Here is a 21,514-nt window from a genome sequence, read left to right as displayed (position 1 = left end):
TACGGTAGGGCATACCGGATCTAAAGCTTGGGGAGATTTGCCCTCTAGCCTGGTTGGAGCAATCCTGCTAGGTTATGGCGAGTCTGTGAACCAAGAATCCTCGTGCCTTTAGGCCGAGGAGTGTCAAGAAGGAGGATGATTTGATTTTGATTCGGTTGTCTCGGCAGTGTGTGCAGGATTTGCCGAAGTATAATCGGCCAAATACTTGGCTGTTGGATGAGGGTGGGTTTCGGGTGAGTTGATGGAGGTGAAGGAGGTGCTTGCAAAACTGTCTGAGGGGTGTTGTCCTGTAAGGGTTCTGGCGGGTGCCGTGAAATAACCTTAGATCGCCGTTAGGCGTTGATCACGGTTTTAAAAAGATTGAACAGGCAGCCTCTGAAATTGTGAAATAACCTTAGATCGCCGTTAGGCGTTGATCACACCGACTCGATAGAGGCTAAATTGAGCCACTGGGAGTGAAATAACCTTAGATCGCCGTTAGGCGTTGATCACACAGGTTTTTGGTGCCTAGAACGAGATTTCGAGTCGTGAAATAACCTTAGATCGCCGTTAGGCGTTGATCACAATCATCCTTCTTAGGTCTCTACTCGTTCTAGGCGTGAAATAACCTTAGATCGCCGTTAGGCGTTGATCACTATCTATCCAAAAGAGGCTTATATCGTTTCTACGGGTGAAATAACCTTAGATCGCCGTTAGGCGTTGATCACAAATAGTCCTCAACGGCTAAAGGCCCCTCAGTCAAGGTGAAATAACCTTAGATCGCCGTTAGGCGTTGATCACGGATTACACGATTTACGAGCTGCCCGCCTTTGACCGTGAAATAACCTTAGATCGCCGTTAGGCGTTGATCACACTAGGCTGCAAACAACCATCTCCCTCACTCAACGTGAAATAACCTTAGATCGCCGTTAGGCGTTGATCACAGATTGAGGCTCTTAAGGCTAGGGTTAGGGAGTTGGAGAGTGAAATAACCTTAGATCGCCGTTAGGCGTTGATCACGTCAGGAATCCTAGCTGAGTAGTTCCTCAACCAGAATGTGAAATAACCTTAGATCGCCGTTAGGCGTTGATCCGTAACGGCTTGAATGGTTAGGACATGGAATCAAGGAAATATTCAGCACGCGATCGCACCCAATCAAAAGCATTAAGAAAAACTGGTGTTGCGCGAACAAGGTTTAAACGATAAGCGATGGTAGGGAGAAGGTCCATATTGTTGCAAGGCTACTAGATGGCTTGGAGTGCCATATCCTTTATTGGCCAGGAGATCATACTGGGGGTATTCTGCGGCTAACTCTATAATCTGTTGATCTCGCCAGACCTTGGCGACAATGCTAGCTGAGGCAATGACGACAGATTTCTGATCCCCCTTGATAATATTTTGCTGGGGTAGGGCTAAATGGGGGATGGGGAATTTTCCATCCACAAAACAGATAGAGGGGGGAGGATTTAAGGCTTCAACAGCGCGACTCATGGCTAATAAAGAGGCCTGAAAGATGTTGATTTGATCAATTTCTTGGTGGGTGGCTTGACCAATTTGAACATCAAGGGCGATCGCATAAATTTGTTCTGCCAGAGCTACCCGTCGTTTAGCAGACAAGCGCTTACTATCCCGCACCCCCGCCCTCACCAATTCCAAACAAGCGACTGGAGACAAAACAACGGCCGCCGCCACCACTGCCCCAAACAAAGCACCCCGCCCCACCTCATCCACTCCCGCCACAGTTTCATAAGACGTTGCCAGCTCCGGTAATTCACTTTCTACAAAATAGGAAGACATGAATCAAGCATTAATTATCAATTAATAACTATCAACTCCCAACAGACACCTCCTAAAAGGGGATTTTAGGAGGTGTCTATAAACAGATAACTAATTATGACTCTGCCCTAGCGAGCAGAAGAACGACGACGACGGCGACGGATGACGGGACGATCTTCCTCCTCCTCAGTATTAGAGCCATTAGACTCTAACTCTGGATCATCAATCCCGGATTCCACAGACTCCACAGATTGAACAGACTCCACAGACGGCACAAACTCCTCGGAGATCACCGGACTATTTTCCTCAATCTCCTCCTCGTCCGGCTGACTATCCAACTCATTGACCGTGCTAGGAGACTCAACGGTATTGTTCAGAATCGGTTTTGCGGGTTTTTCCCGTTCCTCTTCTACCCCTTCGTCGGTTCCGACAGGACGAACAGAGACAATGACAGCTTTAGGATCTTTCAACTCGCGATCGACACGAATCAGGGGCGAAATCCCCATTATGGCGTAAATATCTTGTTCAACAGGAGTCATTTCTACCGAGACTTTTTCGGGAATAATAGTTTCCCGAATCCGAGAACTGCGGCTGGAACTGTATTTGTCACTACTATCCCGTTCTCGACCCCCAGAAGAATCTCGCAAAATTCCGTAGGACTCGTTATTGCCACTGTAATCGTTGTCTGTATCGAGTTTTTGCCCATTAGTACCCGAAGGACGGGGTTTACTCTTGTTCCCTAGTTCTAACTCACTTAAACGCCGTCGCCGTCTGCGTTTGTTGTTGCCGCCGGGTTCTTGGTAACTGGGATGATGGAGTAAATCTAAATCCGCACTACTCTCATCGCCTCCCACGTCAAACAGACCCTCAATTTCTTCCTCCCGTTTTTCGGGAGTTCTAACTAAGGTTGGGGTGGTGGAAACTACTCGTTCGGGCAGTTCTTCGCCACTTTCGCCGGGCAGTTGAACTAAATGCCCTAAACCACCACAGTGGGGGCATTCTTTGCCAAATAGTTCATAGAGGTTTTGACCTTGGCGTTTGCGGGTCAGTTCCACTAGCCCGAGTTCGGAAAGTTGGGCAATTTGGGGGCGGGCTTTGTCAGCGCGCAGGGTTTTATTAAAGTGTTCCAATAAAGCCAATTGATCCCGCCGGGAGTCCATATCAATGAAGTCCACCACAATTACGCCCCCCATGTTCCGCAGTCGCATTTGACGGGCGATTTCGGTGGCGGCTTCGTAGTTGGTCCAGAGGACGGTTTCTCGTGCCGTGGCGGAACGGGTAAAGGAACCGGAGTTCACATCAATGACGGTGAGGGCTTCGGTGGGTTCGATGATGATATACCCGCCGGAGGGTAAATCCACTCTGGGTTTGAGGGCTTCCCGAATGGCCGCATTGACGCGGAAGTATTCCAGAATGGGCAGGCGATCGCGATGATGATCAATTAACACCCCTTCTGGCGACCGTCCGCCACTCCAGTTCATTAATTGTTGTTTCACCCGCTTAACACCAGCCGCCGAATCTACTACAATCCGGTTCACTTCGGCGCTGTAAATATCCCGTAGAATCCGTTGGATAAAATCTTCATCCCGATTCAACAAGGCCGGAGGTTTGGTCATGTTGGCCTGTTGTTGGATGGACTCCCATTGCCGTTGGAGGTATTCTAAATCCTCCATAATGGCATCTTCGCCTTTTCCTTCGGCTTCAGTCCGCACTAATAACCCCATCCCGGCTGGTTTAATCAGAATGGCGAGGGCCCGTAAACGGCTGCGTTCGGCTTCATTTTTGATGCGACGGGACAGGTTTACCCCGCGTCCATAGGGCATTAAGACTAAATAACGTCCGGGGAGGGTAATATTTCCCGTTAAACGAGGGCCTTTGTTCCCCGTAGGTTCTTTCATGACTTGAACCAGAACCGTCTGTTGAGGGGTTAAAAGTTCCGTAATCGCTCCGGCACTTTTGCGCAAGCGTAAAGGCCCTAAATCGGTAACGTGCATAAAGCCATTGCGTTCGGCATCGCCAATGTTGACAAAAGCAGCATCAATGCCTTGAATCACATTTTCTACGGTGCCGAGGTAAATATCGCTAACTTGTTGATTACCAGTAGAGACAACAAGTTCTTGAATCTGATCTTCTGCAAAAACGGCTGCGATTTTATGCTGTTCAGCAATAATGATTTGCTTTGGCATCCAATTTCCTCAAAAAATAATTAGGTTAAGCATCTGTGCGTGATCAAAGGTTTTTCAGCCAGTACCTTGAACGAGAATCAAACGGAGTCAAACTAGATTGCCGGAAAGTGGAGGAGGACGTAAGCTATCCCATCGGGTTTCGGTTTTGATTGCTTCACCCCTTGGATAATCAAGCCAGTAGGATAATACTGAGGCAGCATCTCTTAATATTGGGCTGCACTGGGGGTGATGTGATGTTCAAGCGTGAGTTTTTAGCTGGGGGTTTTCCCTGTAATCAATTGAATTTAACTTTGATCGCGTCACAGAAACACAACTGTACAATTCAAGCCAGACGACTCACCCCCCTAAACTCCGCTCTGGTTACAGAACAGGGGATAAGTTGAACAAGACAACCACGATGAATTGAGGGGATGGGTAACACCATCGGATGAGCATGATCTGATTAACACAATCTAAATCCATACTATCTAATCAATACTGCCCCATAATCTGTTTCAGTTAGGGGGACGGGTGGCTGTCCAACAATCCTAGGTTAATGTTCTCCTAATCTTTGCTGTCCTAAGTGTTAGGGTCTAGCTTACGAACTGTATTCAGGGATTACGCCATGAAGCCCACTCTACAGTATTCACGGCTCTAGACCCACTTAGGGAAGAAAAGGGGAATTCTCAAGGGGAAATTTTGATTTCAGAGTTTTTAGGATTCGGTGTTTTCTGTTCTGTTCATCTTGCCTAGCCTCTCTAACCCCATCTCTCCGGGCGAAAACCTTGCTGAGAGAAAACCTCATTAACAGGAAACCTTACTCTGATTCATCAATGGGATGAAGGAGAAAGATTCAACCGGAAGATTCAACCGGAAGATTCAACCGGGAGATTAGGCCTAAGATTTCAGGAAAGATCAAGGAATCAGCTTAAAAGATTGCCCTCATCTTCTTTTTGTTTCTTCTGCTACTTGTCTTGAAGGGGTTGGAGTTCTCTAACCTGCTTTCTATGACTATGAATCAACAGTCGTCAATAGTTATACAATATACTCGCGCTTCATTGATCTCATGAGCCAGATTAAAACGCCGTCAGATATAAAACCCACTTTTCAAGAATTTTGAAGCAGCTGCCAAGCAGTAGAGCGCCCAAGCCACAACCGCTACTTTCCGCTCATTTTCACGAATAATCGGCGTGGACTCTCACCTAGTTTAGGATGAGGAGGAAACGCCTGAACTACATCGTAATTGATGCTAATTTTTGGGGTGCTGATTTTTCTGGGAGATAGCCCTAAGAACCAGCAAACTTTTGCCTGATCTTTAACCTGCTAACGCGGGATTTAGATTCCGTCGGGACGACAAAGGTCTAACCTTTGGCACAGGCTGCGTTTAGGGTGTACAGGACACCACAATTAAGGGTTGGTTTTGTGAACCACACTAGCCCAAGATTTAGAGAACACTAGTTTCATAATAAACCAGTCGTTCCTACTACGGGGTTTCTTAAGATAGCGACCTTCCCATTTTAGCACAAAGAGCTAGTGGGGAGGTTTCTTTGTTTTTGGATTGGCTTTGCGTAGGGCTTGAACGGTGGAAATGATGGCGGGGGCGACTTGATCGATTTCTTCTGGGGTGTTGAAACGCCCTAAGCCAAAGCGTAGGGAGGCGTAGGCGAGGGGTTCGGGGCGACCGAGAGCGGTAAGGACGTGGGAGGGGGCGATGTGGGTGGAGGAACAGGCGGAACCGGAGGAGAGGGCGACGATGGATTGGAGTCCTAGGAGGAGGGCGTTTCCATCAACGCCTTCGATACTGATATTGAGGTTGCCGGGGAGACGTTGGGTGGGGTGTCCGTTAAGGATCACGCCGTCGAGGGTTTGGAGTTTGCTCCAAAGGCGATCGCGCATTTCCCGCAATCTCTCCCCTTCGCCCGCCTCACTTAGCCCTAATTCAATGGCTTTCCCCAGTCCCACGATTTGGGGGGTATAAAGGGTTCCTGAACGCAAGTCTCGTTCTTGTCCGCCGCCGTGAATTTGGGCGGCTAGTTTGACTCTGGGGTTGCGTCGTCGAACATATAACGCGCCAATCCCCTTGGGACCATACACTTTATGGGCGGTAATGGACATGAGATCAATTTGCATGGCTTCCACATCAAGGGGAATTTTGGCGATCGCCTGAGCCGCATCGGTATGAAACAAAACCCCCTTTTCATGGCACATTGCGCCAATTTCTGCTAAGGGTTGTAACACCCCAATTTCATTGTTGGCAGCCATCACAGAAACTAAAATGGTATCGGGGCGGATAGCTTGGCTTAACACTTCTAAATCCACAAGTCCATCGGGTTGAACCGGGAGTTTGGTGACTTCAAACCCCAAGGAAGCCAAATAATCATAGGGATCTAAAACTGCCCGGTGTTCGGTGGCGAGGGTAATAATATGTCGGCCCTGTTGAAAATAGGACTCAGCCACCCCTTTAATGGCTAAATTATTGGCCTCGGTTGCCCCACTGGTAAAAATCACTTCATCGGGGCTACAGTTGAGGGCTTCGGCGATCATTTGGCGGCTTTTTTTGACCGCCGCTTCCGCTTCCCAACCATAGGCATGGGTAATGCTGGAAGGGTTGCCAAAATGCTCGGTAAAAAAGGGTAACATGGCCTCTACCACTCGGGGATCTACCGGAGTGGTGGCATGACCATCCATATAAATGGGACGCTGGGACATAAGGGAATTGGGGGGTAGGAGTTGGGAGTCGGGAGTTGGGAGTCGGGAGACGAGGAATTAAGAATTATTACCTATTACCTCTCCCCCTCTCTCTGTTCCCTGACACTGAAGTCTAGGGATCAATCAGTAGCCCATAATTCACGCCTAAAGCGGCATCTGAGGGGATTTCTTCCCCTCTAGCCCAGTGGTGATAATCGGCGATGAGATGGGAGAGTAGACGCTGTTTAATGCGGGAGAGAACCCCGCGCATTAACCCTTTCCCTGTGGTTTCTAACAGAGATAAAGGCGTGAATAACAATAACGGCGGGAGTTCTACACTCACCTCTACATTGGCCTGACCTTCTAGATAGGTCATCCCATCCCGAATGATTGGGGAGAGGATACCACGGACTCTCAGACTAAAACGGTCATTAATATAATCAATCCCTCGAATTTCGCAGGATTCGGAGTTGAGATAGACATTTCCCTTGCCATCAGCCCAAACGCGGAGGACAACCGTAGGCTGAAAATGGTAGATATCCAGTAGGTTGAGGGGGTGCATTTTTAAACGATAGCGATCGCCTCCTAAACACTCCATCAGGGAAGAATCGGCGATCGCATGAACCAAACGTTGGGGTTGGCGCAAATAGTGGTTAATCGGAATCGTTTCCGCTTCGACGGCAATAGCAACTGTTTCCGCCGCCGCTAAATAAAGTTTCATAAAAATACTAGAAAAATGAGAAAATTAAGCCCTTCGTTTAATCTTACTTTACACAATTGCCAATTAATGCCCCTCAATTGTGAAGTTTCTCAACGAAGTTTCTCAACATTTCTAGCTCGCGCCCTCTCTATTTTCTAGATCACAGGATCATCCTCCATGCCATCCTCCCTAAGATAGAACAACCACTGGCGTTGAGCTTGGTACTGATCAATAGCTTCCTTTATTTGTTCTAAATTCAGCCCAAACTGTTGGACTAGAACCAATGGATTATCCCCAAAATCGTCAAAATGTGCCGTATTTTTAGGAGTGAATGGCAAATTTTGTCGATCTACTTTTTGATGCAGTCGATGAGCCATTTTTAGGGACTCTGTTACCACAAAATAGGGTGAATCTTGCCCTGAATTCTTCACCACAACCCTCGCCTCTAATTCAGGAGCATCTTGAACAGTAATCTGACCCTCTAAAGAGTGGAGAGGAGTATTGTGAGGAAGGACTGTAACTCTTTGTGGTTGGTGGGGAGAAAGCTTGATCGGTTGTCCGGTTACAACAAAAGCAGGAGTATTAGGGCGGTGATCCGGGGGAGATCCTGCGATCGCACAATGCTCCCCCTGACAAATACTCTGCCCGGTTCCCTGTTGTAAGGCCAAATTCGTTAAACGAACCCGGTTTTCCACCACCCCAGAGGGTATACTGCGCTGAATCACTAAAGCAGAAGGGGTTTCCCTCTGAATAGGCATTGGCTGGTCTTCTGACATAGCTAGCCTTGCGGGTTTAACTCCTGTCACCCCAGGACGCAACGGCACAGGTTCAGGACGAGCAAAACGGATGGGAGAAACTGGAGGCGGAAGAGATTGTAAACGTTCTCTTAACAAACTACGCCCGTCGGGGATGGGGGCAGGCAGAGGGAGAGTTTGACTTAACAAAGCTTTTTGAGCTTCAGCCTCTTGTATAGCCTTTTCGACCTCTGGTAAATCAGGGATAATGCTACCATGAGCCTCTGGCACCCCTTGAGGAATCGGTTCAGTGAATTGCCATTGCCCAGACTGGGGAGACTGAACCGGAAGAGACTGACTTTTCCCTCCCCCACTTACCATAACCCAAGTGATCAAAGTTCCTAAACCCGCCAAAGCAAATAAACTGGAACTTTGCCACCAACAATGATTTAACCCAGACTGCAATGAATAGGAAAAATGAATTGATTTTTTTTTCATGAATTTTGGGGCGATTTGGTCAGAGTTACTAATCCCAAAAGCAGTATAGCGTTTGATTCTTGATCCCGCCTCACCCCATTGAGGATTGATGATCAATGACCAACAATGGATTAAGGGGCGTTTTCCCATTCAGGATTTAACGCCCGGAAATTGTATTCATTAGCACGATAATGGCAACTCACACAAGTTCGAGAAGTAGGAGGCTCAGGAAACTCTACTTTCGGGTGTAGGGCAGCAAAATAGCGGGACTCCGTGACCCGGAACGGAATCGTTTCCCCAGTCTGATGGGGGCGGGAAAAAGCGCTTAGATATTGCCACATTAAGTAAATCTCAGGTCGGAAGATATTCGGTAAGCGCACCCCATAATGTTGATTAGGGTTTTGTAATAAATCCCGCCAGGTTGCTGTAGGAAAAACTTCCGGGGGAAGGGCTAAATGACAACTACTGCAATTGTCTACATACACTTCTGCGGCTAGTCGCAGTTCAGAAGGAATCGGATCAACAGACTTGGAGAAGGAGGCCGGAGATTCTTTAGGACTCATGGCTTGAGCCATGCCTGTTCCTAACAGTACACTCCAACCGATCACCAACAGAAATAGGAACCAAGGGGATTTCCGTTGTTTTTTGGGGGGGGTCTTGTGATCCGATTTAACTTGATTCATGAGTCTGGTAAAGGTTCAGTTATTCCACGGGAATGGTGCGCAATAGTCGTTCTACGATAGTACGGCCTTGTTTGCCACCTGCGGGAATCAGACGATGAGCAAGGACATGAGGTGCCAAGAATTTCACGTCGTCGGGGATGGCGTAATCTCGTTGATTGAGTAAGGCGTAAGCTTGGGTCGCTTTTTGTAGGGCAACGCTGCCACGAGGACTAACACCTAGAACAATTTCTTCGTCAGTACGGGAGGCGCGGACGAGGTTCAGAATATATTGTTGAAGTTCGGGGGCAACGCGCACTTGTTGGGCTTGTTTTTGCAGGTTTAAGACTTCTTCGAGGGAAATACAGGGTTCGAGGGAGTCTACGCTAATGTTATTGTGCTGACGTTGGAGCATGAGCATTTCCTCGCTTTCGGAAGGATAGCCGAGCGTCAGGGAGAGGGTAAAGCGATCCATTTGGGCTTCGGGGAGGGGAAAGGTGCCTTGATATTCAATGGGATTCTGGGTGGCGATGACGAAGAAGGGCTGGGGGACTTTGCGTGCTTGTCCGTCTACGGTGACTTGGTGTTCTTCCATGACTTCGAGGAGAGCGGACTGGGTGCGGGGGGTGGCGCGGTTGATTTCGTCGGCTAGGAGGACGTTGGCAAAGGCGGGGCCGGGGAGAAATTCAAATTCTCGGCTGCTGGGATTCCAGATGTTGGTTCCGGTGATGTCGGTGGGGAGGAGATCGGGGGTGCATTGAATGCGCTGGAATTTGCCGTTGACGGAACGGGCAAGGGATTTGGCGAGGAGGGTTTTTCCGACTCCGGGGACATCTTCGAGCAGGGCGTGTCCACCGCTAATCAGGGCGACGAGGACAAGGCGGATGGCGTTGTCTTTGCCGACGATGGTCTGCGCTAAGTTTTCGGTTAGTTTGGAGATGCGATCGCTCATAAAGTCTAATGACAGGGGGTTCACAAGGGAGGTAGACATACAAATCAAGGAGTAGATGCTAGGTTTTTCCTGTAGCTACAGCCCAATCTTAGCGGTTTCTTTAGACTTCGTGGGGGGATTCGGGATGCAAAAGTTGTCGGGTGGTTAAACAATCTTGGGCGATTTGTTGTTTTAATTCATCGAGGGAGGAGAATTTCTGTTCTGGTCGCAGAAATTGTTCTAGGGTAATGGTCAGAGTTTGACCGTAGAGGTCGCCAGACCAGCCGAGGATATGGATTTCTAGGGTTCTCTGGTGGCTATTGTCCACAGTGGGACGACAGCCAAGGTTCATCACGCCGATTTGGGGGGCGCTGGGGGGAGAGGCTTCGGGATTGGACCAAACACGGACGCTATACACTCCGTGACGAGGGAGGAGTTTGTCTTCACTGACTTCTAAGTTGGCGGTGGGGAAGCCAATAGTACGCCCTAGCTGTTGTCCGGTGACGACGGTTCCGGTGATGCTGTAGGAACGTCCAAGGAGGTTATTGGCGCGGAGGATGTCGCCGTTAATCAGGGCTTGACGAATTTGGGAACTACTAATGCGTTCGGTTTCGAGACGATGGAGGGGGGTGATCAGGACTTCACAGCCGAATTTTTGCGCGATCGCCTGTAAGTCCTCCACGGTACCGGCCCGCTTATGACCAAAGCGGAAATCAGCCCCCACAGCAATCCGGGTGGCTTGCAATTGGTTAATTAATAAATGCTCTACAAAGTCTTGGGGACTCAGGGCGGCTAAGTCCTGATCAAAGGGCAATAACACCAGTTGCTCAATGCCTAACCGTTCTAAAATTTGGGCTTTTTCCCCTAAGGGGGTTAAGAGTTGGCGTTTTTGACCACTAAAAAATTCTTGGGGGTGGGGTTTAAATGTGACCACCGTTGGATAGACATGAACGCTCCCTCGTTCTTGTCCGGTTGGAGGGTGGGAATGAACAATCACCCGATCGGAGTCCAAAACCGGATCTAAAACCGGGCGCACGACCTTCTGATGCCCTCGGTGAATGCCGTCAAAGTTGCCGAGCGCGATCGCAGTTGGGGTTAAAACAGTAGTAGGAGATGATGTAATCCACACGCTTTACATTTTGACACAATTTGACCCGCTCTGGGGTTCAATTTTGTGATGACCGACAGCCATTAAATCAATACATTGTTTTTCCTTCGCCACAAATGCCCCCGGATAAGCCGCGCTCACCTGCTCATGGACTTGATCCAAAAATTCATCATTATGCAAGGGATCATGATGAAAAATAGCCAATTGCTTAACATTAGCGGCCTTGGCGACCTTAACCGCTTCTTGCCAAGTGGAATGACCCCAACTTACCTTACTGCTCGTTTTGGAGTGATATTCCTCATCAGTATAGGTAGCATCGTAAATCAATAAATCCGCATTGTGGGCAAGGTGGAGGACATTTTCATCTAAACGATCGGGGAAATGTTCCGTATCGGTCACATAGGCCGCGCTCAATCCCTGCCAACTGACTCGATATCCTACTGCTTCGCCGGGGTGGTTCAGTTTAGCATTCTCAATGGTGACATCCTCTAGGTGTAAAACTTCTCCCACTTCTAAATCATAAAACTGTAAATTCGCCTGCATAATTTGCAAGGGAACCGGGAAATTGGGGTGCAGCATTTGGTCATTATGCCGTTGCTTAATCGTCGCGCCATTGGGGGCAACGGTGCCATAAATATGGAATTGATTCCCCGGAATAAAGGCGGGGGTAAAAAAGGGAAAGCCTTGGATATGATCCCAGTGGGTATGGGTAAAGAACATATGAGCTTCAATGGGCATTCGAGACAGCAAGGACTGTCCCAACACTCTTAATCCCGTTCCCCCATCAAAAATCAGGTTTTTATCCCCGACTTCCATGGCGATACAGGGGGTATTTCCCCCATAGCGTACTGTTTCGGCACCGGGACAGGGAATGCTTCCTCGCACACCCCAAAATGTAATCTTGAACTGTTGGTTTGGTTTAGACATCGGCGTTTACAAAACAAGATAGGCGTTGCTGACTGATCCCCTTATGGTCAAGCAAGCGGGTATTTTTGGCTTGCATTGAGCGATCGCGAAACGTCTCGCCTGGCGAGAATCGCGAAAACAATCACTGATTCTATTTCCCTCTTTTCTAGCAACTCAACAGGAATAAAGCGTATCGGGAAAAATTGTCAGCCAAGGCAAAATCAATAGGTAAGAACTAGGATGGCGTTCTTCTACTCTCATGTTGTACCCATGAAGCATCTCGCCTGAACCTTAGACCCGACCACTCCTTAACCCCTAGCTGTTCCTATGTGGGGACGTAAAGTGCGTCGCTCTTTTTGTTCAACCATCCTCAACCAACTTTACGACTCTGGAGGGCTTGATGTTTCTAGATTAACAAAGGACAGAGGGGATTCTAGCGGATGGATTCAAGGCAGACGGTGACGTTAATCACACTCAAGGGGAAACAACTCAGCTAACCGCTCTTCTAGTAAGGTTAACAAAGACTCTGGCTCTTGGTTTACTTCCTCGAAACACAAGGGAGGAGAAGGATTAGGGGCAAAGTAAATCAGTTTGATTTGCCCTCGACCAATCCCCAACATCAGCACTTCTGCCTCGGGTTTATACCCATCGATTAAGCCCAGAATTTCTTGTAAATGATTGCCCACTTTTTCGTTGAGAGTGATCAGGGCGCTTTTCGTAAACGAGACAAAATGAGGGCGAGGGCGCAGGTCAATGCCAAAAATGGTATCGGGATCTTGATGCTCTTGCCATAGTCCCCAAGCGAGTGCGGCTAATTCCTGTTGGTGCGTTTCAGCAAAATAGTCTAACTGCTGTCGCCAGGCCTGTTGTTCTGGAGGGGGTTGGGGAGTGCCAAAATTAAACATTCGGGGTTGCAGTAGAGTGTTCTCGATCAATTATCGGGGAAAACTTGGCACTAGGGGGATCTCCCCGAGAAATACTCTAGAACTTGCTGTGCCACTTCGTGGAGCTATGCCTACACCCTTGTAGGTGGGATAGTTCACCCTTAAAATGAGAACAACACCAGCTGCCACCAATGAGGTTAAGAGTTAGCAACTATGCGTAAAATACAAGCCTTTTTAACAATTCTTTGCACCCTGTTGTTAGTCTGGGGAACAACGGCTTGTGGGGGGTCTGTAGAGGCGATCGCACCCCAAGCACCTACATCCATCCCATCCGAGTTAGGCATTGACGCAGTCCTAGACAATGCAACTCCAGCAGAAGTTACGAGTCCAGTTCAAGCCCTCAGCGAAGAAGTCGCCCCCAGTGACGAGCTAGAAGCCACAGAACAACCTACCCTAGAGGAAACCCTCGAAGAAGTCGCCCCCAGTGACGAGCTAGAAGCCGCAGAACAACCTACCCTAGAGGAAACCCTCGAAGAAGTCGCCCCCAGTGACGAGCTAGAAGCCGCAGAACAACCTATCCTAGAGGAAACCCTCAGCCCCGAGGTAGAAAGTCCCGAACCTTCCACCCCAGAAGAGTGACACACTCACGACCTGATCAAATCGGGTTCAAGACTGATATTGAGAATCAAGAAAAGCCGTCGTGAAGTTCTCCCCCGCTAACCCTACGGGGATAACGGGGGCTTCTCAAGCCAACAAAGAGAGTTGAACTCCCACCATTACCTTAAATGTTGGCTTGAAGGCTCTCGGTTTCATGGAGAAAAACTAGACAATCCTCGATAATTGAACTTCCTGCTTCACAGGCCGACCAATGTCAAAGCCTCCACATTGGAAGGACGGGGTTTTAGACCCATTTTTCTGATAACCCCATCCAACCTGATTTGATCTCAACCCGAAAACCTACGCCGTCACCAACTCAGGCGCATTCGCCGGGCGCTTGCTGTTGCGAATCCCCTCAATCGCCGCCCCGTAGTCAGGCGCACCGAAGACCGCAGAACCCGCCACAATCGCATTAGCTCCCGCTTCAATCACTTGCCAACTATTGCTAGGTTTTAGACCCCCATCCACTTCAATCCAAGGATCTAAACCCCGTTCATCACACATTTGACGCAGTTTTTGGATTTTGGGAACAACATTGGGGATAAAGCTTTGACCACCAAAACCGGGGTTAACACTCATAATCAAAATGAGGTCACACACCTCTAAAACATACTCAATCAACTCCAAAGGAGTAGAAGGATTGAGAACCACTCCCGACTGTTTCCCTAGTTCACGAATTTGGCAGAGGGTGCGGTGGAGGTGAGGAGAAGCGTTGTGTTCTGCATGAACCGAGATAATATCCGCTCCAGCTTTAGCAAAGTCTTCAACGTACTTCTCCGGTTCAACAATCATTAAGTGTACGTCTAAGGGCTTCTCAGTAATAGGACGAATGGCCTTCACCACCAGAGGTCCGATAGTGATGTTGGGGACGAAGCGACCATCCATGACATCAACATGAATCCAATCTGCTCCGGCTTGGTCAACAGCTTTGATGTCTTCTCCAAGACGGCTAAAATCGGCGGACAAAATGGAAGGGGCGATAACAATGGGTTTGTTGCTCATGGTGTGGTGGTTCTCCGTTATGGGATATGCGGTTTTTGAGTAATGTTCACTCAAAACTTAACACTTTCTCCCCCCATTCTCAGGGAATTTGGGTTTTTCATCAAGGCACGGAGTCTAAAAGTCCTCTAATTTAATGGTCAATGGGGTGTCGAGAATCTACAATCACTGTCGAGAGGGGAATTGCTGCCCCTTGCTTGCCCAGCACCTGCCTAGGGTCAAGCATTGCGCCCCTACGCTCCTCCCTGACCCATTGAGAATTCATTCAACCGATTGAGAATTGCCCATTCATTAATCTCCCGGCTCTCGAAAGTCGATGATAAGATTAAGTAGGGTTGAACAAGGTTAAACCGTCTTCTGTATAGGATTTCTCCCACCCTACAACTACTCTTTTTTATCTGTAGTTAAACCATGAAGACTACCCATGTTTTAATTGTTGAAGATGAGCTTTTAATTGCCAAAGGACTCAAGCGAAAACTCGAAAGATTGGGGTATTCTGTACCGAGAATTGTCTCATCGGGAGAAGCTACTATCCACGCCGTTGAAGAGCTTTATCCAAACCTTGACATTATCCTCATGGATATTGTAATTCGAGGGGATTTAGATGGAATTAATACTGCATTTTTACTGCGAGAAAAATTTGATATTCCCATTATTTATCTCACCGCTTACACTGATGAAGACACCTTAGCTCGGGCAGAGGAAACGGGATCTTATGGCTATTTACTAAAACCTTTCAAGGAGCGCGAAATTCACGCTACCATTAAACTTGCTCTAAAAAATCATCAAAAAGCTCTTGCTCTGCAAAACAGCTTGATACAAATTAAGGCAAATCAGCAAGAAAAGGAACAATATTTGTCCACCACTTATCATGATTTACGCAACCCCTTAACTACGATTCAAATGTCAGCTTTTTTACTGGAAAAACGAACTGATAAACTTACTCCAGAAAAAATAACCCAGCACTTTAAACGCATCCAGAATTCTGTAGATCAAATGAATCAATTATTAGAAGATTTATTGATTTTGCAAAAAGTAGAAGCGGGCAATTTGTTTTTTGAGTCCAGCCCTCTCCCCTTAATTCCCTATTTTGAAAAAATTATCGACGAGTTTAGAGAGTTGAGTAGTGAAAACCACTCCTTGAGCTTTCATTCTGACTGTTCAAACTGTGTGACTCATATTAACCAAAAGCTGCTTGATCATATTGTCAAGAACCTTTTATATAACGCCATAAAATATTCACCACAAGGGGGAAGAATTGCGATTACCCTAGACTGTAACCGAGAGGAAATCTGGTTTAATATTCAAGATCAAGGAATTGGCATCTCTCCAGACTATCAAGAGAAACTCTTTCAGCCCTTTGTGCGGGCGGCCAATGTCGGCACAATACAGGGGACAGGATTAGGTCTTTCTATTGTGAAACGAGCGGTAGATTTACAAGGGGGTCGGATTAAGGTAGAAAGTAAGGTCAATTGTGGGACTTGTTTTACTATAACGCTTCCCCAGATTTTGGTTCCGAGTTGTTAATGGCTTTGATGGTTATCTAATGATCGTGAACACTCTGTCGTGAACACTCTAAAGTTGCCACTAGAGAAGTGCTTAACTGCCGCGATAGGTACTATAGGACCAAGGGGCGGTTAACAGGGGAACATGATAATGGGCGGCAATATCTGACACCCCGAAACGAATGGGAACCTGATCTAAAAACACGGGATCGGGCGAATTTTCGCTAAACTCACCAAAATAGTCGCCGACAAAAAAGACTAATTCATACACCCCGCGTTTTAACTCTTCATCCTGTAACAAGGGAGCATTTGTCCGTCCATCGGTGTTGGTGAGGACGGTTTTCAGGTGTTTTTTTTCGCCTCCCTCTTCCAATCGCCATAATTCAATCTTCATGCCCTCCGCTGGCAAACCATGAGCAATATCCAAGACGTGGGTTGTTAGTTGGCCAACCATGATCAATACCTTACCCTCCGATTACCCGGTTTTCCTTCTCTTCCATAGCTTACAATTTTGTACGGTTTCCAGCTTTGCAACAAACTGTTACATTAATTAAAACAACTCTAGATTTGACAAGTTCAAACCAATGACTGAATCCTCTCCCTCTCCTGCTAATGCTGAACCTCAAGCGAGTTACGTTAAACTGGCTATGCGCAATATGGTTAAGAAGCGCGGCACGTCTTTAACACACTTTTTCCTCTCTACTGTGGGTCTTTTAGCCTTATTAGTGGGTTTAGCTTATCTGACACGGTAGGGGGGGAATCATGGCGGAAACAGAGGTTTTGCCTGTTGTGACACTGTACCTCGAAGATCATTTTTTTGGGGACTCCAATCCGAGTCCCATTGAGTCCCAACGGTGGCAGAGTTGGTTTGCGACTTGGTTAAACGAGTTGGGGGGTGAACTGCCGGGGGCGGTGGGGTATGAGCTAAGTTTGCGTTTAACGGGCGATCGCGCCATCCAAACCTTTAACGCCCAATATCGCCAAAAAGACCAGCCCACCGACGTTCTCGCCTTTGCTGCCCTAGAAAGTGAACTCCCCACTCCCTCCCCCCTAGACTCAGAACCCCTATATCTTGGCGATCTGATCATCTCTGTAGAAACCGCTCAACGCCAAGCCCAACAACAATCCCATCCCCTGACGACTGAATTGGCTTGGTTAGCCAGTCATGGGTTTCTGCATTTATTGGGGTGGGATCATCCTGATGACGAGAGTCTACTGAGAATGTTATGCCAACAGAAAAAATGCTTAGAAAAGGTCGGTTTTGTAATCACTGATCTATAAAGTAAGCAAAGCAGTGTTAGAACTATGGTAACTCAACCCTAGAAAACTGGCTTTCTCCACTCCAACCCACTCCTCGATCAAGTTACCATTCTCGCTTGTATCCTGCTTCAGCTTCTTCCCTGACTTTCTACTGGACTTAGTGACCATGAAAATTGACCAACATCTAACGGCCCCGAGTAACGTTTCCCCCTCTCTGCCCTCCCTCTTTGGTTCAAACTCTCCCTTGCTTGTGGAAGACTCCTCAAAACCCAATCGTGGACTGGCTTGGCAAGTTGCACCCAACCTCTGGCTGAGTTTCCGCTACGCTTGGGCTGGGGTGCGTTACGCCTACACCACTCAGCGCAATTTTCGGATTCATACCGTGATTGGTGCATTCGCTGTGAGTTTAGGCATCGGACTCCATGTGACCAACGTAGAAATGGCTGTGGTGGGCTTAACTTGTGCCTTAGTCTTAGTCTTAGAACTCCTCAACACCGCGTTAGAATCTGTAGTTGACCTAACGGTGCAGAAGTCGTACCATGAACTGGCGAAAATTGCCAAAGACTGCGCAGCCGGTGCAGTCTTAATTTCTGCTTTAACGGCGGTTTTTGTGGCCAGTTGGATTCTATTACCCCCCTTACTGACCCTGATTCGTTCGCTCTAAGGAGTCCTTTCATTGCTGCTTGTTATTGATAATTACGATAGTTTTACCTATAATTTGGTGCAGTACCTCGGGGAATTAGCCTCAGAATTTCCTGTTGCCCAAGAGATTCAAGTCTACCGCAACGACCAAATTGATTTAGACCAGATTCGGCAACTCAGACCCGATGGCATTGTTATTTCTCCCGGTCCGGGTCGTCCCGAAGATGCAGGGATTTCTCAGGCTATTATTGCCGAATTGGGGGTCAATACCCCTATCCTTGGGGTTTGCCTGGGTCATCAAAGTATTGGTCAAGTCTTTGGGGGGAAAGTGGTTTTAGCCCCGATCTTAATGCACGGTAAAACTTCGGCAATTCAACATGATAATCTAGGGGTGTTCCAAGGGCTACCTAGTCCCTTTAAAGCCACTCGCTACCATAGTTTAGTGGTCGAGAAAGCCAGCCTTCCCGATGTCTTGGAGGTAACGGCATGGGTGGAAGATGGGACAATTATGGGACTCCGGCACCGTGATTATCCCCATATTCAGGGGGTGCAATTCCATCCTGAAAGTATTCTAACCACCGAGGGAAAACAACTGCTCCGTAATTTTTTAAAAGCCTTGGGTTAAGAACAGGAAATCCGGTTCTTGTGGAACAATTGCTCAATGGAGTACGACAGTATAGCCCATATTTTTCTTTGCCTCTCTTTTTCCATTGGCGCATACAAACTTAGCAGAACAGACAAGGGAAATAATGATGAAACGGCGACAGTTGATCCGTTATGCTGGGGCCAGTGTTCTCACTGGGGCTAGTATAATTGGAATGTCCTCACGGCATAGCGTAGAAGCCCAAAGTAATAGTCCCACCAGTAATAATCTCACGGTGCGATGGTTCGGTCACACCTGTTTTCTGTTTACGGGGGAAGGTCTGCGGATTTTAGTGAATCCCTTTCGGTCTATTGGCTGTACGGCTGGGTATCCTGCCCCGGCAGTTCCGGCGGATTTAGTATTAATTAGTAGCCAATTGTTTGATGAGGGGGCGGCGGAAATTGTTCCCAATAACCCTTTAGTGTTTTTTGAGCCGGGATCTTTTCAGTTTCGAGGCCGCAATATTCAAGGAATTGCGATCGCCCATGACCGAGAAGGCGGCCGACGTTTCGGAACGAATGTCACTTGGAGTTGGACTCAGGGAGGCATTAGAATCCTCCATTTAGGCGGTGCAGCAGCCCCCATTGAGATTGAACAACAAATCCTCATGGGTCGTCCTGATTTGCTCCTCGTCCCCGTGGGAGGAGGCCCCAAAGCCTACAATGCTCAAGAAGCATTACGGGCTATCCAGACCTTACAACCTAAACTGGTTATTCCCACCCACTACCGCACCAGCGCGGCCGATGAAAGCACTTGTGATATTAGTCCCCTGAGTGAGTTCCTACAAGTCGCTAGCGCCTACCCCGTGTCTCAAGTGGGAAGCAATACCTTACAGTTATCCCCCGGCAACTTACCCACCTCGGGGACAGCCATCCGAGTCATGAGGACTTAAGGCATGATTAATTATCAATTATCAAGCGTAGATTTTTCATCCTTATGGTAATCAGGGAGAGGGGAAATCCTCTCCTGTCAGTCCAGCGTCTTGGGGGAAGCCTCCCCCATTAATTTTTAATTGTTAGCACTAAACTTTACGAAATCATCGCAAATTTTGTCCATAAAAATACTAGAATGGAGTAAGTCTCAACTTCTTAACCCTTATTAGACCTTTAAACCTGATCTGAGCTAACGCATCTTAGACCGTAACACCAAAGAAATGAGTCCTCAAAATCCAAATCTGCCACCATTTTCCTTAACAACACCCCTCTATTATGTGAATGATGTTCCCCATATTGGGAGTGCTTACACTACGATGGTGGCTGATGCAGTGGCTCGTTTTTATCGTCTGCGTGGCCATTCTGTTCTGATGATTACCGGAACGGATGAGCATGGCCAAAAGATTCAACGCACAGCCCAAGAAAAGGGCGTTCCTCCTCAAGAACATTGTGATGACATTGTTCATAGTTTTAGTGAACTTTGGCAAAAACTGAATATCCACCATGACCGCTTTAGTCGGACAACAGCCGACAAACATGAAAAAATTGTTAAGGAATTTTTTACCCGAGTTTGGGACAATGGGGATATTTATTTAGCCCAGCAAAAGGGCTGGTATTGTGTCTCTTGTGAAGAATTTAAGGAAGAACGAGAGTTATTAGAAGGGGGGTATTGTGCCATTCACCCCAACAAAAAGGCCGAATGGCGAGATGAGGAGAATTATTTTTTCCGCCTCTCGAAGTATCAGGAAAAGTTAGAAACGCTTTATCAGGAGCAACCGGACTTTATTCAGCCGATGAGTCGTCGGAATGAGGTTTTAAGCTTTGTAGAACAGGGTTTACAGGATTTCTCGATTTCTCGGATTAACTTAGACTGGGGGTTTCCTGTTCCAACTGACCCCAAACATACGATTTATGTGTGGTTTGATGCCTTACTGGGCTATATGACAGCCCTCCTTGATCCGGATGATGAACCAACAGTCGAGAATGCTTTAAAAAATTGGTGGCCGATTAATTTACATCTGATTGGGAAGGATATTTTACGGTTTCATGCGGTCTATTGGCCGGCGATGTTGATGGCGGCCGGGGTGACTCCCCCTAAACAGGTGTTCGGTCATGGGTTTTTGACCAAAGATGGGCGAAAAATGGGGAAAAGTTTGGGCAATACCATTGACCCCATCGACCTCGTAGACCGTTATGGTGCAGATGCTGTTCGTTATTATTTCCTTAAGGAAATCGAATTAGGGCAGGATGGAGACTTTAATGAAACTCGCTTTGTCAATATCTTGAATGCGGATCTGGCGAATGATTTGGGGAATTTACTTAATCGGACGCTGGGGATGGTCAAGAAATATTGTCAGGGACAAGTGCCTGATCTGGATCCTTCTGAATTGCCTAGGGATTGGAGTTTGAAGCAATTGGGGGACAATTTAGGCGATCGCGTTGTAGTCGCCTACGAAGCGTTACAGTTTAGCCAAGTCTGTGAACTGGTGTTATCTCTCATTCGCGCTGGGAATAAATTCATTGATGAACAAGCCCCTTGGAGCTTATACAAACAAAAAAAACAGACCGAAGTTGAACAAGTTTTGTATGCTGTCCTAGAATCAGTTAGACTTTCTGCTTATTTACTCACCCCCATTATTCCGGGATTAAGTAGCAAGGTATACAAACAACTCGGATTTGATCTTGATTTAGATGCCCAGAGCCAAAACACCGATGATCACAATTCAGAAATGTTTACCCAACATTCCTTTGCAGAACATAGATTTGCAGAACATAGTCAATGGGGCTATCTGCCACCAGGTCAAAAGTTAAGTCAAGCCCAGCCTATCTTTGCTAAATTGGAACTTCCTAGGGAGTGAGTGTCGTCAA

General features: G+C 47.5%; 20 protein-coding genes, 2 pseudogenes and 1 CRISPR repeat array. Of the genes and pseudogenes, 10 read left to right on the top strand and 12 right to left on the bottom strand.

Annotated elements, in window-relative coordinates; translation table 11 throughout:
* Positions 1-112 (top strand): annotated as a pseudogene (locus tag K4A83_RS23110) (RNA-guided endonuclease InsQ/TnpB family protein); the annotation flags it as partial.
* Positions 113-116: 4 nt separating this feature from the next.
* Positions 117-242 (top strand): annotated as a pseudogene (locus tag K4A83_RS23105) (CRISPR-associated endonuclease Cas2); the annotation flags it as partial.
* Positions 243-310: 68 nt separating this feature from the next.
* Positions 311-1,073: direct repeats of the CRISPR family, unit length 37 nt; unit sequence GTGAAATAACCTTAGATCGCCGTTAGGCGTTGATCAC.
* 70 nt (positions 1,074-1,143) lie between these two features.
* Here K4A83_RS23105 and K4A83_RS07205 read toward each other — a convergent pair.
* From K4A83_RS07205 to ccmS, 10 genes are all read right to left on the bottom strand, one after another.
* Positions 1,144-1,776, bottom strand: coding sequence for a ribonuclease HII (locus tag K4A83_RS07205; protein WP_265263790.1), 633 nt, complete (start codon positions 1,774-1,776; stop codon positions 1,144-1,146).
* A gap of 107 nt (positions 1,777-1,883) precedes the next feature.
* The gene (locus K4A83_RS07200) at positions 1,884-3,941 is read right to left on the bottom strand and encodes an Rne/Rng family ribonuclease (RefSeq protein ID WP_265263789.1); all 2,058 of its coding nucleotides are present in this window, start codon (positions 3,939-3,941) and stop codon (positions 1,884-1,886) included.
* Between the two features lie 1,509 nt (positions 3,942-5,450).
* Complete coding sequence (locus tag K4A83_RS07195) at positions 5,451-6,629, bottom strand: cysteine desulfurase family protein (protein WP_265263788.1); 1,179 nt, start codon at positions 6,627-6,629, stop codon at positions 5,451-5,453.
* A gap of 112 nt (positions 6,630-6,741) precedes the next feature.
* Positions 6,742-7,329, bottom strand: coding sequence for a DUF1997 domain-containing protein (locus K4A83_RS07190; RefSeq protein WP_265263787.1), 588 nt, complete (start codon positions 7,327-7,329; stop codon positions 6,742-6,744).
* Between the two features lie 134 nt (positions 7,330-7,463).
* A complete protein-coding gene (locus K4A83_RS07185; RefSeq protein WP_265263786.1) occupies positions 7,464-8,540 on the bottom strand; it encodes a hypothetical protein in 1,077 nt (358 codons plus the stop codon).
* A gap of 110 nt (positions 8,541-8,650) precedes the next feature.
* Entirely contained in the window at positions 8,651-9,202 is a 552-nt protein-coding gene (locus K4A83_RS07180) for a diheme cytochrome c (protein WP_265263785.1), read from the bottom strand.
* Between the two features lie 19 nt (positions 9,203-9,221).
* Positions 9,222-10,130, bottom strand: a complete 909-nt coding sequence (locus K4A83_RS07175) for an AAA family ATPase (RefSeq protein WP_407809934.1) — start codon at positions 10,128-10,130, stop codon at positions 9,222-9,224.
* Positions 10,131-10,230: 100 nt separating this feature from the next.
* Positions 10,231-11,238 carry a bifunctional riboflavin kinase/FAD synthetase gene (locus tag K4A83_RS07170; protein WP_265263783.1) on the bottom strand — a complete coding sequence of 336 codons (1,008 nt, stop codon included), beginning with the start codon at positions 11,236-11,238 and terminating at the stop codon, positions 10,231-10,233.
* 3 nt (positions 11,239-11,241) lie between these two features.
* Positions 11,242-12,144, bottom strand: a complete 903-nt coding sequence (locus tag K4A83_RS07165) for an MBL fold metallo-hydrolase (protein ID WP_265263782.1) — start codon at positions 12,142-12,144, stop codon at positions 11,242-11,244.
* 443 nt (positions 12,145-12,587) lie between these two features.
* The gene (gene ccmS / locus K4A83_RS07160; protein WP_265263781.1) at positions 12,588-13,028 is read right to left on the bottom strand and encodes a beta-carboxysome assembly chaperone CcmS; all 441 of its coding nucleotides are present in this window, start codon (positions 13,026-13,028) and stop codon (positions 12,588-12,590) included.
* A 192-nt stretch (positions 13,029-13,220) separates the two neighbouring features.
* Between ccmS and K4A83_RS07155 the strand changes: the two genes are divergently transcribed.
* On the top strand, positions 13,221-13,646 hold the full coding sequence (locus K4A83_RS07155; protein WP_265263780.1) for a hypothetical protein: 426 nt from the start codon (positions 13,221-13,223) through the stop codon (positions 13,644-13,646).
* Positions 13,647-13,964: 318 nt separating this feature from the next.
* Here the strand turns inward: K4A83_RS07155 and rpe are convergent, their stop codons facing one another.
* Positions 13,965-14,666 carry a ribulose-phosphate 3-epimerase gene (gene rpe, locus K4A83_RS07150; RefSeq protein ID WP_265263779.1) on the bottom strand — a complete coding sequence of 234 codons (702 nt, stop codon included), beginning with the start codon at positions 14,664-14,666 and terminating at the stop codon, positions 13,965-13,967.
* A 408-nt stretch (positions 14,667-15,074) separates the two neighbouring features.
* On the opposite strand from rpe, the gene K4A83_RS07145 reads away from it, so the two are divergent.
* On the top strand, positions 15,075-16,190 hold the full coding sequence (locus K4A83_RS07145; protein WP_265263778.1) for a hybrid sensor histidine kinase/response regulator: 1,116 nt from the start codon (positions 15,075-15,077) through the stop codon (positions 16,188-16,190).
* Between the two features lie 72 nt (positions 16,191-16,262).
* Here the strand turns inward: K4A83_RS07145 and uraH are convergent, their stop codons facing one another.
* Positions 16,263-16,622: a hydroxyisourate hydrolase gene (uraH, locus tag K4A83_RS07140; protein ID WP_265263777.1), complete on the bottom strand. Its 360-nt coding sequence runs from the start codon at positions 16,620-16,622 to the stop codon at positions 16,263-16,265.
* 130 nt (positions 16,623-16,752) lie between these two features.
* Here uraH and K4A83_RS07135 point away from each other — a divergent pair, with 130 nt between their 5' ends.
* The 6 genes from K4A83_RS07135 (at position 16,753) to metG (ending at position 21,504) form a co-directional block, all read left to right on the top strand.
* Positions 16,753-16,920: a DUF3285 domain-containing protein gene (locus K4A83_RS07135; RefSeq protein WP_265263776.1), complete on the top strand. Its 168-nt coding sequence runs from the start codon at positions 16,753-16,755 to the stop codon at positions 16,918-16,920.
* A gap of 10 nt (positions 16,921-16,930) precedes the next feature.
* The gene (ybeY, locus tag K4A83_RS07130) at positions 16,931-17,449 is read left to right on the top strand and encodes an rRNA maturation RNase YbeY (RefSeq protein WP_265263775.1); all 519 of its coding nucleotides are present in this window, start codon (positions 16,931-16,933) and stop codon (positions 17,447-17,449) included.
* Between the two features lie 145 nt (positions 17,450-17,594).
* Positions 17,595-18,092, top strand: a complete 498-nt coding sequence (locus K4A83_RS07125; RefSeq protein ID WP_265263774.1) for a diacylglycerol kinase family protein — start codon at positions 17,595-17,597, stop codon at positions 18,090-18,092.
* Positions 18,093-18,104: 12 nt separating this feature from the next.
* Positions 18,105-18,695, top strand: a complete 591-nt coding sequence (locus tag K4A83_RS07120) for an anthranilate synthase component II (protein ID WP_265263773.1) — start codon at positions 18,105-18,107, stop codon at positions 18,693-18,695.
* 127 nt (positions 18,696-18,822) lie between these two features.
* Positions 18,823-19,605 carry an MBL fold metallo-hydrolase gene (locus K4A83_RS07115; protein ID WP_407809933.1) on the top strand — a complete coding sequence of 261 codons (783 nt, stop codon included), beginning with the start codon at positions 18,823-18,825 and terminating at the stop codon, positions 19,603-19,605.
* Positions 19,606-19,866: 261 nt separating this feature from the next.
* The gene (metG, locus tag K4A83_RS07110; protein WP_265263771.1) at positions 19,867-21,504 is read left to right on the top strand and encodes a methionine--tRNA ligase; all 1,638 of its coding nucleotides are present in this window, start codon (positions 19,867-19,869) and stop codon (positions 21,502-21,504) included.
* Positions 21,505-21,514: the final 10 nt, after the last annotated feature.

It is taken from the genome of Spirulina subsalsa FACHB-351, assembly GCF_026130165.1.
Classification (GTDB): Bacteria; Cyanobacteriota; Cyanobacteriia; order Cyanobacteriales; family Spirulinaceae; genus Spirulina_A; species Spirulina_A subsalsa_A.
Note: the sequence above shows the minus strand (reverse complement) of the source record. Positions and strands in the feature narration are given on the sequence as shown.